General features: G+C 45.8%; 13 protein-coding genes. 9 read left to right on the plus strand and 4 right to left on the minus strand.

Annotated features, from left to right (window positions below; translation table 11 throughout):
• Nucleotides 1-147: 147 nt before the first annotated feature.
• The 6 genes from hrcA to JGK22_RS02370 all read left to right on the plus strand — a co-directional run bounded on the left by hrcA (nucleotide 148) and on the right by JGK22_RS02370 (nucleotide 7858).
• On the plus strand, nucleotides 148-1245 hold the full coding sequence (gene hrcA, locus JGK22_RS02345) for a heat-inducible transcriptional repressor HrcA (protein WP_293179964.1): 1098 nt from the start codon (nucleotides 148-150) through the stop codon (nucleotides 1243-1245).
• 760 nt (nucleotides 1246-2005) lie between these two features.
• Nucleotides 2006-3613: a methionine--tRNA ligase gene (gene metG, locus JGK22_RS02350; RefSeq protein ID WP_293179961.1), complete on the plus strand. Its 1608-nt coding sequence runs from the start codon at nucleotides 2006-2008 to the stop codon at nucleotides 3611-3613.
• A gap of 91 nt (nucleotides 3614-3704) precedes the next feature.
• Nucleotides 3705-4310 (plus strand): NYN domain-containing protein, encoded by a 606-nt coding sequence (locus tag JGK22_RS02355; RefSeq protein ID WP_096831201.1) that lies wholly within the window; start codon nucleotides 3705-3707, stop codon nucleotides 4308-4310.
• A gap of 259 nt (nucleotides 4311-4569) precedes the next feature.
• Complete coding sequence (gene lptC / locus JGK22_RS02360) at nucleotides 4570-5790, plus strand: LPS export ABC transporter periplasmic protein LptC (protein WP_293179958.1); 1221 nt, start codon at nucleotides 4570-4572, stop codon at nucleotides 5788-5790.
• A 190-nt stretch (nucleotides 5791-5980) separates the two neighbouring features.
• Entirely contained in the window at nucleotides 5981-6967 is a 987-nt protein-coding gene (locus JGK22_RS02365) for a DUF1517 domain-containing protein (RefSeq protein WP_293179955.1), read from the plus strand.
• Between the two features lie 336 nt (nucleotides 6968-7303).
• Nucleotides 7304-7858, plus strand: coding sequence for a cyclic nucleotide-binding domain-containing protein (locus JGK22_RS02370; RefSeq protein ID WP_293179952.1), 555 nt, complete (start codon nucleotides 7304-7306; stop codon nucleotides 7856-7858).
• A 488-nt stretch (nucleotides 7859-8346) separates the two neighbouring features.
• Here the strand turns inward: JGK22_RS02370 and JGK22_RS02375 are convergent, their stop codons facing one another.
• The 3 genes from JGK22_RS02375 to JGK22_RS02385 all read right to left on the minus strand — a co-directional run bounded on the left by JGK22_RS02375 (nucleotide 8347) and on the right by JGK22_RS02385 (nucleotide 10754).
• Nucleotides 8347-8763: a hypothetical protein gene (locus tag JGK22_RS02375; RefSeq protein ID WP_293152017.1), complete on the minus strand. Its 417-nt coding sequence runs from the start codon at nucleotides 8761-8763 to the stop codon at nucleotides 8347-8349.
• Between the two features lie 367 nt (nucleotides 8764-9130).
• Nucleotides 9131-9901: a hypothetical protein gene (locus JGK22_RS02380; protein WP_293179946.1), complete on the minus strand. Its 771-nt coding sequence runs from the start codon at nucleotides 9899-9901 to the stop codon at nucleotides 9131-9133.
• 697 nt (nucleotides 9902-10598) lie between these two features.
• Nucleotides 10599-10754, minus strand: a complete 156-nt coding sequence (locus JGK22_RS02385; protein ID WP_293179943.1) for a hypothetical protein — start codon at nucleotides 10752-10754, stop codon at nucleotides 10599-10601.
• 42 nt (nucleotides 10755-10796) lie between these two features.
• Here JGK22_RS02385 and JGK22_RS02390 point away from each other — a divergent pair, with 42 nt between their 5' ends.
• From JGK22_RS02390 to JGK22_RS02400, 3 genes are all read left to right on the plus strand, one after another.
• Nucleotides 10797-11495 (plus strand): class I SAM-dependent methyltransferase, encoded by a 699-nt coding sequence (locus JGK22_RS02390; protein ID WP_293204347.1) that lies wholly within the window; start codon nucleotides 10797-10799, stop codon nucleotides 11493-11495.
• Nucleotides 11496-11690: 195 nt separating this feature from the next.
• Nucleotides 11691-12323 carry a 7-carboxy-7-deazaguanine synthase QueE gene (locus JGK22_RS02395; RefSeq protein ID WP_293179937.1) on the plus strand — a complete coding sequence of 211 codons (633 nt, stop codon included), beginning with the start codon at nucleotides 11691-11693 and terminating at the stop codon, nucleotides 12321-12323.
• 515 nt (nucleotides 12324-12838) lie between these two features.
• Nucleotides 12839-13258: a hypothetical protein gene (locus JGK22_RS02400; protein WP_293179934.1), complete on the plus strand. Its 420-nt coding sequence runs from the start codon at nucleotides 12839-12841 to the stop codon at nucleotides 13256-13258.
• 240 nt (nucleotides 13259-13498) lie between these two features.
• On the opposite strand, the gene JGK22_RS02405 is transcribed toward JGK22_RS02400, so the two are convergent.
• On the minus strand, nucleotides 13499-13936 hold the full coding sequence (locus JGK22_RS02405; protein ID WP_293312248.1) for a DCC1-like thiol-disulfide oxidoreductase family protein: 438 nt from the start codon (nucleotides 13934-13936) through the stop codon (nucleotides 13499-13501).
• Nucleotides 13937-13948: the final 12 nt, after the last annotated feature.

A 13948-nucleotide genomic window follows, 5' to 3' on the forward strand; every position in this document is an offset into this window, starting at 1 on the left:
CAATAACCAATAACCAGTAACAACTGACTTCTTCCTTAACCTAAAATCTGTTATGTTTAAGTAGATAAGTCTGTCCGATCGCCCTTTTCGGACAGAGCTTTTCAATGGCTTTCAACTCTAAAATCTTACTCTGCTTAAATATTATTTGTGCGCGTTAACCTCACCGATCGGCAACAACACATCCTTTGGGCAACGGTTCGCCACTACATAGCAACAGCGGAACCCGTTGGCTCAAAAGCTTTGGTTGACGAATACAACCTCAGCGTCAGCCCAGCTACCATTCGCAATGCGATGGGGACTCTTGAAAAAGCTGGACTGCTATATCAGCCCCACACTTCTGCCGGACGAGTCCCCTCTGACTCCGGCTACAGAATTTACGTAGACCAGTTGATTCAGCCATCTGATACGCTGGCCCGTAAGGTGGAACAGGTACTGGATCAACTCAATTGGTCGGATGGGCGCATGGATGGGGCACTCCGCGGCGCTGCTAAAATTCTGGCAACGATCAGCGGTTATATTGCCATGATTACCATACCGCAAACCAATATGGCTTGCTTGCGACACTTGCAACTGGTGCAGCTAGAGGCGGGTAAGGTGATGCTGATCGTGGTGACGGATGCCTACGAAACTCATTCGGTGTTAGTACAGTTGCCGAAGGGCGCAGAAGGTAATTGGCCTGATGTTGAAATTGTCGATCGCGAATTGCAGATTTTGTCAAATTTTTTGAACAGCAAGTTACGCGGGCGATCGCTCTCGGAACTCTCCGCTGTAGACTGGAGCGAGTTAGACCGGGACTTTGAACTGTACGCGGAGTGGATGGAAACCATGCTGGCTGCATTGAGCAGCCGTCAAAGCAATCCAACCTACACGCGGATTCTGATCGGCGGTTTGGCAGAAGCGCTGCGCTTGCCAGAGTTTTCGCAGTTGCAGCAAGTTCAAACCCTGGTGCAACTGCTCGAACAAGAACAGGAACTGCTTTGGCCTTTGATTTTTGAATCGCCTGATTTGGACTCGCCTGGGAAACGGGTAACGGTGCGTATTGGTTCAGAAAATTCGTTAGAACCAATTCGCGGCTGTACTCTGATTTCTTCGACTTACCGCCGGGGATCAATGCCAGTGGGTAGTGTTGGGGTTTTGGGACCGACGCGGATGGTTTACGAAAATGCGATCGCGGTGGTGGAAGCTGCGGCGGATTATTTGTCCGAAGCTATTGGCGGAAATCGAGTGAATTTTCCCGAAGGATAACATATTGTTATATTTACCATAATTTAGATAGCCCCAAGCCTAACTGGCTTGGGGTTTAATTGTGTTTCCCGGATGTAGTGGCAACATTAAAAAAACCATTTTTTTGTCAATAAACATTTGCTTGGGTGCAGCGACCTGTGCAAGGCAAATATGTTTGTAGGGGCGAAGCATGACCGCAGTGAATATAAGATTATAACTAATAACTTATATGCGGTCATGCTTCGCCCTCTTCAAAAACCAGATTGGGGCAAGAAACCAAAGCATCGTTCAATAGAGATTTTCGCAAACAACCCGGTTGCTGCTTCTACGAGTAACTCGGAAACTGGCAGGAGTTGCGGGCGATCGGGTTTGACACAGCCAGTGAACCCCGATCGCCCATTTACAGGAAGCGCTGGCGGAGCGCCAGTCGCTCGGTTGCTTTCAGCAAGCTAAGCAAGGAGTTTTGTCGGCACTATCCAGTTGGCGATCCCGCGCACTCCAGGATAGTGCCTGCGAGAAATGAATTGAAGACCCGGGATCTGCACTTCTATGGGCCCCCAAGGCAGCAAAATATCAAAATCTTAAGACATTTTAGAGAGTTCGTCAAAAAGATCTAAAAAAGATTAGTCTTGAGAGGAAAGCTATATTTCTTTTGGGAATAGCCCGGGTTAAACAATTGCCCACAAGTTGCAGCAATTTTGGCTTGAATGCCACTCCAGAAAAGATTGAAGCGCTGAGTTAAGATCGAAATTAAATTTAGGGAATTTTCTTTTACCATTCAATGAAATCGACCGATATAACTAAGAATACCTTTGCCATAACAACGCCTCTGTATTATGTCAATGATTTGCCTCACGTTGGCAGCGCTTACACGACTATGGCAGCCGATGCCCTAGCCAGATTTGAGCGGCTGCGGGGCAAATCAGTGTTGTTGGTTACCGGAACCGACGAACACGGGCAGAAAATTCAGCGCACGGCAAGCAGTTTGGGACGATCGCCCCAAGCTCACTGCGATTTAGTAGTTCCCGGGTTTGAGGCGCTGTGGGAGCAACTCTCTATCCATTACGATCGCTTTATCCGCACAACTTCGCGACGCCACGAGTACATTGTCAAAGAATTTTTCCAGCGCGTCTGGAACTCCGGCGATATCTACTTGAACCAGCAACAAGGCTGGTACTGCGTCTCCTGCGAAGAATTCAAAGATGAACGCGATTTGCTCCCCGGAAATCGCTGTTCCGTCCACACCAGCAAAGAAGTGGAGTGGCGCGACGAAGAAAATTACTTTTTCCGCCTGTCGCGCTATCAAGACCAACTGCTGGCATTGTACGCAGAACGTCCCGACTTTATCGCGCCGGAAAGTCGGCGTAACGAAGTGCTCAGCTTCGTCAACTCCGGACTCCAAGACTTTTCGATTTCTCGGGTGAATCTGGAATGGGGCCTGCCAATACCAGTTGATCCGGGCCACACCATTTACGTCTGGTTTGACGCTTTGCTGGGATACATCACGGCTCTGCTCGATCCGGACAGCGACCCATTGTTAGAGAATGCTTTATCTAAATGGTGGCCGATTGACCTGCACTTGATCGGCAAAGATATTCTCCGCTTCCACGCAGTTTATTGGCCGGCAATGCTGATGTCCGCGGGTATGTCCGTACCTGGCCGCGTCTTCGCTCACGGTTTTTTGACCAAAGACGGCAAAAAAATGGGAAAAACGGAGGGAAATACTTTAAACCCAGTCGAATTGGTGAATAAATACGGCGCTGATGCAGTTCGTTACTATTTCCTCAAAGAAATTGAATTTGGAGAGGACGGCGATTTTAACGAAACTCGGTTTATCAATATATTGAATGCTGAGCTAGCAAATGATTTGGGAAATTTGCTTAACCGCACCTTAAACATGGCTCGCAAATATTGCGGTGGCTGCGTGCCAAATGTGTCTGGGGAAAGTATTTCCGGCGACAACCTTCTCAAGGGTATGAGCCTGGATTTGGGCGATCGAGTGGCGGGTTTTTACGAAGAGTTAGCTTTTAGCAAGGCTTGCGAAGCTGTGCTTGCATTAGTTCGAGCCGGTAACAAGTTTATTGACGTACAAGCACCTTGGAGTTTGTACAAGCAAGGACAGCTCGAAAGTGTTCAACAAGTGCTATATTCTGTTCTGGAATCTGTTAGACTAGCATCTTACCTTTTATCGCCGATTATTCCCAATATCAGCAGTGCTATCTATCAGCAGCTAGGTTTTTCAATTGACTTTAACGATCGGGTTGCAGTTAACAGTTTAGCGACTTTTGCAGTTCATGCTGCCTGGGGCGCTTTGCCTGCAAACCAAACTCTGGGGGAACCCCAACCAGTGTTTAAGCGGCTGGAACTGCTGGAAACAGTAGCGTCATAGTCGGCAGCCTGCGATCGGGGTGCTATGACAGATTATGAATTAGCACTTAATTTCCTTACCAATCTTTCATAAAATTTGAGGCATAACAATCATGTTGAATAGAATAGAAAGCAACGACCTTTTTACGCCGGAACAGGTTCTGGAAAATCGCGGTCGAGTGGCAATTTTTATTGACGGATCTAATCTTTTTTACGCGGCTTTGCAATTGGGAATTGAGATTGATTACACTAAGCTATTGTGTCGTTTAACTGCGGGATCGCGGCTGTTGCGCTCTTTTTTCTACACGGGTGTCGATCGCACGAACGAAAAACAGCAGGGGTTTTTGCTGTGGATGCGCCGCAACGGCTATCGCGTGATTTCTAAGGATTTGGTGCAGTTACCCGACGGTTCTAAGAAGGCGAATTTGGATGTAGAAATCGCTGTGGACATGATGGCGTTGGTGGGATCCTACGACACGGCTGTTTTGGTGAGCGGCGACGGCGATTTGGCCTATGCTGTGGATGCTGTGAGCTATCGCGGCGTGCGGGTGGAGGTGGTGAGTTTGCGATCGATGACCAGTGACAGTTTGATTAATGTAGCCGATCGCTATATCGATTTGGAAATGATTAAGGACGACATCCAAAAAACTTCGCGTCCTAATTATGCCTACCGCCCGTTGTCGGGTTTGAGCTTGATGGACGAACACGACGACAGATAGGGAATGGGGAATGGGGAATGGGGAATGGGGAATGGGGAATGGGGAATGGGGAATGGGGAATGGGGAATGGGGAATGGGTAATAGGGAATGGGGTAATAGCTGATGGGTTGAATAATTGAAAATTAGAAGTTAAAAATTTAGCTCAAGTATGACAGATTTTTGATTAGTGTTTTTAATTAGCCAATTACCAATTATCAATGCCCTGTTTGGCCAATTACCAATTATCAATGCCCTGTTTGGCCAATGCCCTGTTTGCCCAATGCCCAATTATCGATTACCAATGATTAATCTCAAATCCCAAATTACCAATTTCCAATCCCCAAAATCAATGTCGCTATTGTTAGCAGCAATGATTTTGGGGATTAATGCTTGTGCGGCTCCCCAAGAGACTCAAAAGAACAAATTAGCTGAGGATATCAAAACAGCTCAGCAGTCAAATAGCACTTTAACTTTGAACAAAGTAACCCTAGAACAAGCAAACGAAAAGGGTGAGACGTTCTGGAAAGTAAAATCGAAAAATGCGGTTTACAGCAAAGACCAAAAAATAGTTAACGTTCAGAAACCTGTGGGCAAATTGTTTCAGGACGGCAAAGAAATTTATGATATTCAGGGAGAAACCGGGCAGGTATTTCAGGAAGGAAATCAGGTTTTTCTCAAAGGTAACATAGTCGCTACCGATCTCAAAAATGGCGTGGTATTGCGAGGAAATGAGTTAGAGTGGCGCCCGAAGGAAGATGTTTTAGTTGTTCGCAATAATTTGACTGGACAGAACAAACAGGTGACTGTTTCAGCGAAGGAAGCGCGGATTTTCAGCAGGGCTAAGAGGATGGAGTTATTCGGATCTGTGGTGGCGAATGTTAAAGATCCAATTTTGCAATTGCGAACCGAACATTTAGTTTGGTTTGTGGAGCAACAAAAGGTACACAGCGACCAACCGACTCAACTTGACAGATATAAAGATAAAAAAGTAACAGACAGCGGTTTTGCCGACAAGGTAGATGTAGACTTAAAAACCAAAATTGCCACGCTAACCCAAAACGCTCAATTGATGCCATCAGACCCGCCGCTGCAAATAGAAAGCAGTTTGATGAGTTGGAATTTTCCGGCTCAATATGTGATATCGCCCGGGCATGTGAAGATTTTTCACCGCGTGGAAAAGGTGACGATGACCGGGGATACTGGGCGGGGAGATTTAGATAAAAAGATTTTTTATTTGACGGGAAATGTGGTAGGAATCGGGGAAAAACGTGAATCTCAATTAAATACCGATCGCGTAACGTGGTATTTAAGTAACCAGACCTTCGACGCCGAAGGAAATGTGGTTTACAAGCAATTAAATCCGGTGTTTAATTTGACTGGGCCGAGGGCGGCGGGAGAGTTAAAAAATCAAACTGTGATTGTCAAAGGTGACGGTGCCGGCGGCCAAGTGGTGACGGAATTTGTGCCGGATGAGAATAAGGGAATTTTGGACAGTAGATAGGATTGTTTTGACAATTAATTATGGGTCATCTGAGGTGGCAGGCGGTAGCTTTGGACTCTAGCCTTTCTGCTTCTCTCGGGGTGCTGGGATCGGTTGGTACGGATATCTCGCACGCTGCACACCTGCAACCGGGCTGCCCATAAGCGAGGATAGACTGTAAATTAAAAGTGTATCGAATAGTAACGGTCTTATGTACAAGCAACTAATTTCAAAGATCAAACCGCTTTTGAAATCACTATTTGCGATCGGTCTGGTACTGACGCTAGCCCTCGGTAACGCTGACGGAGCTCTGGCTGCTCGCAGCGGAGGACGGATGGGGGGCGGATCTTTTAGAGCTCCGGCGCGCAGTTACTCGTCTCCGACTAGCACTTACGCGCCGTCTGGTGGGTACGGTGGTGGCTATCGCGGCGGTTTTGGTGGCGGTTTCGGTTTCCCATTCTTGCTGCCGTTTTTTGGCTTTGGGGGCGGATTTGGCGGCCTGTTTTCGATTTTGATTTTTATTTCGATCGCCAATTTCCTCGTGCAAAGCTTCCGCCGCGCTGGGGATTCAACTGACGAACTCGGCAACAGCGCGCCTACTACCACGGTATCTGTGGCACGCTTGCAAGTTGGTTTGCTAGCAGAAGCCCGCGGTTTGCAAGCCGAACTCGACGCGCTAGCGCGCAAAGCGAATACCGATACAGCGATCGGCCGCGCTCAAGTGCTGCAAGAATCTACTCTGGCGATGCTGCGGCATCCTGAATACTGGGTTTACGCGGGCGCTGACTCTGTGCAAACTCGCTTGGAAGCAGCCGAAGCTAAATTTAACCAGTTTTCTTTGGCAGAACGCAGTAAGTTTACTGAAGAAACGCTCTCGAATTATAACAACCAGCTCCGGCAAGCAGGGAGCAGCAATAACCTGCCAGTTGTGCAGGAAAACGGCGCCCTAGTTGGTTCTGATTTGAATTCAGAGCCCGGTGAATTTATTGTGGTAACGGTGATTGTCGGTACTCAGGGCAAGTTGCAATTGCCAGCAGTGAAAAACTCTGAAGATTTGCGCCAAGCTTTGCGCCAAATTGGGGGAGTATCGAGCGAGCAGTTGCTGGCGGTTGAGGTGCTGTGGACTCCTCAAGCTAACGGCGACACTCTGACTGCTGATGATATGTTGGCTGGCTATCCTGATTTGCGATCGATTTAGCGATACAGCAGATGGGGCGCGGAGCACTGTCTCCCGCGCCCCCTGCCGCACCCATGCTGTGGGGGAGAACCGGGTTGGTTTTAAGACGGAGATGAAGCAGGATTTTTTGGAATGCCGATCGATTTAAAAAAGATTGTTCAACGAATGCTAGTATTGAGAGATTATGATTCAGCCTGGTTCATCTGTGAATATTGGGAATGTCTGCCCTAATAGGATTTTGCCAAGCAGTTAGGCAGGATAAAAAAACTGTATTCAGCGAGGAGTGACTGCTTAGGAAGAAGTTGCGACCGCGCGCCCTCTAAATTTAATATAAATAAGCGATCGGGAGCTAAAGTTATGGCCGACAGCAGTAGAAAAAAAGCGCTTTTTATTTTGAGCCAGTTAAATAATGACGATATCGACTGGATCGTTCAAAAAGGGAAAAAAGAAATTCTCGAACCGGGCGAGATTTTGATCCATGAAGGGAGACAGCACGATGCCCTCTACATTGTTTTGAAGGGGAGTATGAGCGTTTGGATCGAGGCTGAGCAGAGCAAAGAACTCGCTAAAATAGGTAGCGGAGAACTTGTGGGAGAAGTTTCTTTCATTGACGCACGCCCTCCTTTGGCCACGGTGATGGCGATCGAAGAAACTCACTTGTTGGTAATTCCCCGAAGGCAGCTAGTCGTCAAACTTCAACATGATATGGGTTTTGCTTCCAGATTTTATTATGGAATTTCGCTGTGTCTGGCAGACCGGATGCGCGGTACGATCCGACATATAGAATACGGTCGCAATATAGAATTGGAGCAGCAAGAATTAGATCGGGAGGATATTAATCCGAACGTCCTGGAAAATTTGGCGCTAGCTCAAGCAAAGTTTAATTGGCTGAGGGAGAATGTGAGGGCTTGATTAATTTTAATGCGATCGGCATTGAGGTAAATTTTCAACTCTCAAAACAGAAGCACTCCTGCTCAAGAAACCGGGTTTTTTAACCACCCGTGCGTAATATCATCTCCGAATACAATATTGGTTTGTAGTGAGGGCTTCAGCCCTCATCCATGACGCTTGACTGAAGCGATCGCGCTCGAGCTGTTTTTATTGGAGGTAATTGACGGAGGATAATATTAAGTCCTAAATTAGACCTGAATTGCAAAAGTCCTTTTAATGAAATTTTACGACGGGCGGGACGCCCATCCCACAAGAAAAAAAGTTGTGGGATGGGCGTCCCGCCCGTCGTAGGTATTTTTGCAAGAGGTATATTATCAAAACATCAGTCGAAAGCAAAATAGAGGCTGGTTTTACCGAAAAGATCGACAATTCCCGTATCTAGAAAAACCTGCCCCTTGGCTTTGCAGTTGCAGCCTCGCGCGCCAAAGCGCAACTACCAAGCAGACAACCTAGATCATTCCTGGGCCTTTGCCGCGGGTGTCTTCATCCATTGTCAGTTTTCCTTCCTCACCTTTTTTATCTTTGATTTCTGCGAGAATTTGAGCGCGTTCTGCGGCTTCGGCTTCCTCTTTTGCTCTCAAATCGCCCGGTTCGTTGATGTACATTTCGGGTTCGATCGCGTAATTGTTAACCAGACCTTCCTTGTCTACTGTATAACCATCTGTAGTGTGAATGCTTTCGTCATCGGTTTGGTCGTCGGTTTTGGCGCTTTGCTGCTTCGCTTCAGTGGTTGTGTGCATGAAGTTAGAGCCTTCGCGTTCTTGCCGCGCTGCTGTCTCAGCAGGAGTAATGCCCCTATCGTAGTGGGGGGCTTCCATATTAGCTTCGATTTGTTCGTCGGTCGGTGTTGATTTGCTAGTTGTCATGATTTATTCCTGAGTTATCTTTTCAAAAAGGTCTTTGGCTTATGTTTAAATATTAAGCCTAAGCTAACTCATTCACTAACTATCTTTGGTTATAGTTTCCTGAAACTTGCTGTAATGTAAAATACATTTATTGAGTCTTCCTCAAGACTGATAAAGTTCTCTTTTAATTAAAAGTTTCACAGTCTGCGAGGCTCTGACATCTATCTAAAGGTTGGGAATTGGGAATTGGGAATTGGGAATTGGGAATTGGGAATTGGGAATTGGGAATTGGGAATTGGGAATTGGGAATTGGGAATTGGGAATTGGGCATGGCAACTAACTAATGACTAATGACTAATGACTAATGACTACTGACTACTGACTACTTTTACGATTCTTTGAAGAAGCGGATGATTTCGCGGACGTGGTTGAGAAATTGTCCGTCATCGGTGAGTTGGGCGATCGCACTTTCGGCATCTCTTGCCAGTTTAGTGTGTTCTGCCTGATTTGTCGATCGCAAATTTTCTAGAGATGCGGCTAAATTAGTTAATTCTCTTCTAGTGGCCCGTTGTTCCCGCTGTTGGAGAGTCGCCCACGAATTAGGATCGTCTGAATTTAATTGATCGGCCAAATTTTTGACTGTAGATTCTAATTCTGCAAAGCGGTTGCGGAGTTCGAGAATATCTTCGCGGGGGTGGAAAAATTCGCTGCGGATGGTTGTCAGCCGCTGGGCTAAATACTGATAACCTCGGATAGCTGGACGCAGTATAGTTAAAAGCAGTGCTGCACCGGAACTGAGATAGCCAACAGCACTAATGCCGGTGGCGGATAGGGCATAAAGTGCGATCGCGCTAACCAGGTGAAGGGCGATCGCCACCCAGAGCGATCGGCTAGCTAATACAGTAACGTATTTGAGTTGTTCGGAATCGACAGCAATATTTTTTTTAGTAGATTCTGCGCCTTGGGCTAACACTTCCTTAGCTTCAAAATGGATATTCCAAGGAACTGTAACTATCAGCAACAGCCATTCAAAAATAGCAATGGCAATTACCCAATCTATAAAACTGCCGGCGGGGACGTGCAGCCATTGTAAAATAGCAAAAATTAACAGTAACAATAGGCCAGTACCAGCACCGAAACCTGCAAAAGTATAATACATAGCGATTGCCTTTGCGAAATGTTATTTTGATTGTGGGTAAGTTGTTTATGTGTCGAGCAATCAACTGTGACAGTTAAGAAATTGTCAGAGTGTTCCCGGTTCGTTAGTGGTTAGTAACAGTCCAGGGCAAAGGCTGCCCAAAACCGGGTTTTGTCACCAAAATACTTGTTCTGCTTCAACAGGAGAATGTTGTTTTTATTGTGGGTAGGTGGTTTAGGTGTGGATAAATATACTGTGACACTTAAAAAATTGTCCCGGTCTAGCCGACTTGTTAGTTATTAGTAATCCTCCCGGATAGAAGGATTGCCATGCGCCTGTTTGATTCCTGAAAAATACACAGGCTATAAGCCATCAACAAGACTCAAATTAAACTTTATTTGTGTGAGTTGTGGGCAAATTATAAATAATTATTTATTGGCGATTAGTTGTCAAAATTAAGTTATATTCTCCCCAGATCGTACCATTTGACATTTGAGATCATTCGACTTCATGAAAGGCTACGCTCAGAGCAAGGCGCGCTCCTACAAGTTGGAGAGTTAAGATGAGGAATGACTAATTGTATATCGGTTGGCAACTTGCCGACTGTTAGATTATTTTGTTAAGCTGGCATTACTCACAGTGTTACGCAGCGCGAGGAATGCAGCAATCTCAAAACCATCCTTTTGTTCTCTTTTCTTTTCCAGGGCGACTAAATCACCTATAGCTGAGATAAACTGATTGGGAGGTCGATCGCCCGTGAGAGCAAGTTACCAGATTCTTGCAAGCGAGACGGCGATACTCTTACCCTGAGAGAAACGACAGCAAAATAGGTGCCAAAATTCACTCTACCGTCTGCAATTTCCAATAACTGCACGTCTACCACGTAAAATCAAAAGTCAGCAGCAAGGACAAACCGATGGCGAACTCAACTCTTGGCCTAGAAAATCAACTTTACGATTATCTGTTATCTATTTCTTTGCGGGAACCAGATATTCTCGCTTCACTGCGGAAAGAAACTGCTAAGCATCCTATGGGTATGATGCAAATAGCTCCCGAACAAGGGCAGTTTATGGAGATGCTCGTGCAGCTTATGGGAGCGACAAAAACCTTAGAAATTGGAGTTTTTACTGGTTATAGCTCGCTATGTGTAGCTTTAGCACTGCCTTCTAACGGTAAAATTATTGCTTGCGATGTCAGCGAGGAATATACTTCGATCGCGCGACGGTATTGGGAAGCTGCGGGTGTGGCTAACAAAATTTCTTTGCATTTGGGCCCAGCACTAAATACTCTCGACAAACTCATAGCCGAGGGACAAGCCGGAACCTTTGATTTTGCCTTCATCGACGCGGATAAAGAAAATTATGAGGCTTATTTTGAGCGATCGCTCCAACTGGTGCGGAATGGCGGTTTAATTGTAATTGACAACGTTCTGTGGTCTGGACGAGTTGCCGATCCTGAAGTACAAGACACAAGTACCCTCGCCCTTCGTAGTTTCAACGACAAGTTGCGTAACGATCCGAGAATAACACTCAGTGTTGTCCCCATTGGTGACGGGTTGAGTTTGGCCCTGAAACGCCGCTGGGCTACGATGATGGAACCTGAAGAACAGAATTAAATAGTTCAAGTGGCTGGGAACTTCATTAAGACTCCTCGAAACCGGGTGGTTATCTGTATTAAAGGCTGCGATACAGTATTTGCATAAAAAACCCGGTTTCTGCCTACCGGTGCATCCAGGACTATATCAATTACCGATGACAAATTACAATTACTAAAAGTAATAACAAGTATTATTAATTACTTTGAGGTAAAAATGCAGGGATCGAATTTACAAATAAAATTACCGATTCATGAAACTTTTCAGTGTACGGTTCAAGGTGAAGGTTATTGGACGGGGACTTTAGTTGATTTTATCAGATTAGCTGGTTGTCCTGTGCGGTGTGCTTGGTGCGATACAGGCTACGGAAATGGTGGCAAAGGTTTGCCATCGGTGCCACAGTCGATCGCACAATTGCTAGATCAATTGCAGTCTTCGAGGGTTGTCATTAGTGGTGGCGAACCTTTTATTCACCAGAATTTGCCGGAGTTAGTGCGAGCTTTGTTAGCAACTGACAAACAGGTGAATATTGAAACTTCTGGCGCTTACTGGCAGGATATTTCGCCGCTGGCTTGGATTACTCTTTCTCCTAAAGAACACGTCAATCCTCAATATCCGGTGCAAGACCGTTTCTGGACGAGAGCTAATGAAATTAAGTTGGTGGTTAGCAGTGGCGAAGAAGTTGATTTTTACACAAAATATTTGGCTGACAATGTGAATATTCCTGTATATTTGCAGCCGGAGTGGGAAAAGCGCGATCGGGCAATTCCGATGATTTTGGAGTTATTGAAACAGCATCCGAGTTACAGGTTGTCTTTGCAAACTCACAAGTTTATTGGTGTTCAATAAACATCCCAAAATGCTGTAGTTCCTGTCTTGAAAAGTCAAGGGGTAGCGAGCAAATAAGTTGGATCGAAAGGTTTTTGGGATTTTAAAATCCCAAAAGGCAAATGTACCCATTTCCGCATGACTCGCACCAATCACCTGCATTTTCACGCCAGCCACGAGCCAATAATCGCACAGCGAGTCGCTTTCAACAAAGGATTGTGACGCATCGCCACTACATAGGGCATATCTGTGTTGGGCCCAGGTACGGAATTTGCGATCGAAGTGCCGATCGACTAAAATTCATTCAACCTGGGAAAATGTAGCAGATTGGACGCATCAATACCAAAGAAACCGGGTTTTTACTTGCATTGTCGGCTGTAACACGTTTTTTCGTAAAAAAACCCGGTTTCTGGCCACCCGTGCAATCGCGAACTGTAATCTATCAAATAGTCCACAGTTTACCGTTTAAAGCAGGCAATATGCAGTTACATTGTTAACTAAATGTGTAATAACTGTATTTGATAGGAGTATTTCGAGTGAACGCTGCCGAACAAGCCAGAAATATAGAATTAGCTAGCAAAATTGCTGCGGTTGTTAATTTATTTAAGTCAGATTTTCCGGATGTGAAAGTCGATTTGAAACCTTGGATGAATGACCAGGATACCAGAGAACTTGTCGATCCTGAGTCGATCGATATTGGCTTCCATTTTCCCGGTAGAAGTCGGTTGTTGCAAAGCCGCAGTATCTTAATCCAAATCCGATTTTACCAAGATCCGGTCGAAGGATCTCGGCGGGCGATCGGGGTTGAGGCGGCAGGTTACGATCATACTGGTCAACAGTGGCGCTTTTCTACCGTGGAAAATTGGGGTTTTGTGGGTGAAACTGAGCCCGCTGCGGAATCAGCCGAAAAGCTCAAACAATTTTGCCGCGAGATATTAGGTTTGTTTAATTGCTGAGAATAATTCCCGGTTAATGACTCATCATAAATCAGGTTTGTAGTGAGGACTTTAATCCTTCTTGAACTAAATTCTCCACAGATGGAGAGGACTGAAGTCCAGGTTTGTAGTGAGGACTTTAGTCCTTCTTGAATTAAATTCTCCACAGATGGAGAGGACTGAAGTCCTTACTACGAACCACAGATGGAGAGGACTGAAGTCCTCACTACGAACCACAGATGGAGAGGACTGAAGTCCTCACTACGAACCTGATTTTAAGTCTTGATTATCGCAATTGTCGATCGACCTACAGCCCACTGGATAAGCCGATTTGTAAGTTGTCGATCGCTTGCCAAACAAAGTATAGCGGTTATCGCGCACTTGTTCGTACACGCGATCGCCCATCCACTTCATCCCCGGCATTGCCCGGTAAGCTGCCACAAACACCTCGCCAGCAGGCAATATCCGCCCGATTTCCTCGGCTGCATCGCTACCTTGCCAGCGTTTTGCGGGATTATTCTTATCTATCAAAATCATCCCCATTTCGCAATCCTCAGCAGTTATCTCAAACTCCTTTAATCCCTCTAAATCTTGCATGGAAATATATTCAAAGTTCTCGCCTCGATCTAGATTTTCTAGTAACTGCACCAAGGTGACGCAGAGATTGCAATTGCCGTCGTAAATTACGTTGTAATTCATAAGTCAATAACC

The sequence above is a fragment of the Microcoleus sp. PH2017_08_TRC_O_A genome, from assembly GCF_020738665.1.
In the GTDB taxonomy this organism is placed as follows: Bacteria; Cyanobacteriota; Cyanobacteriia; order Cyanobacteriales; family Microcoleaceae; genus Microcoleus.

Excerpts from the sequence above, each read along its gene's own strand:
- metG (WP_293179961.1), top strand. The coding sequence starts at position 2,006 with ATGAAATCGACCGATATAACTAAGAATACCTTTGCCATAACAACGCCT.
- JGK22_RS02355 (WP_096831201.1), top strand. The coding sequence starts at position 3,705 with ATGTTGAATAGAATAGAAAGCAACGACCTTTTTACGCCGGAACAGGTT.
- lptC (WP_293179958.1), top strand. The coding sequence starts at position 4,570 with ATGCCCAATTATCGATTACCAATGATTAATCTCAAATCCCAAATTACC.
- JGK22_RS02365 (WP_293179955.1), top strand. The coding sequence starts at position 5,981 with ATGTACAAGCAACTAATTTCAAAGATCAAACCGCTTTTGAAATCACTA.
- JGK22_RS02370 (WP_293179952.1), top strand. The coding sequence starts at position 7,304 with ATGGCCGACAGCAGTAGAAAAAAAGCGCTTTTTATTTTGAGCCAGTTA.
- JGK22_RS02375 (WP_293152017.1), bottom strand. The coding sequence starts at position 8,763 with ATGACAACTAGCAAATCAACACCGACCGACGAACAAATCGAAGCTAAT.
- JGK22_RS02380 (WP_293179946.1), bottom strand. The coding sequence starts at position 9,901 with ATGTATTATACTTTTGCAGGTTTCGGTGCTGGTACTGGCCTATTGTTA.
- JGK22_RS02390 (WP_293204347.1), top strand. The coding sequence starts at position 10,797 with ATGGCGAACTCAACTCTTGGCCTAGAAAATCAACTTTACGATTATCTG.
- JGK22_RS02395 (WP_293179937.1), top strand. The coding sequence starts at position 11,691 with ATGCAGGGATCGAATTTACAAATAAAATTACCGATTCATGAAACTTTT.
- JGK22_RS02405 (WP_293312248.1), bottom strand. The coding sequence starts at position 13,936 with ATGAATTACAACGTAATTTACGACGGCAATTGCAATCTCTGCGTCACC.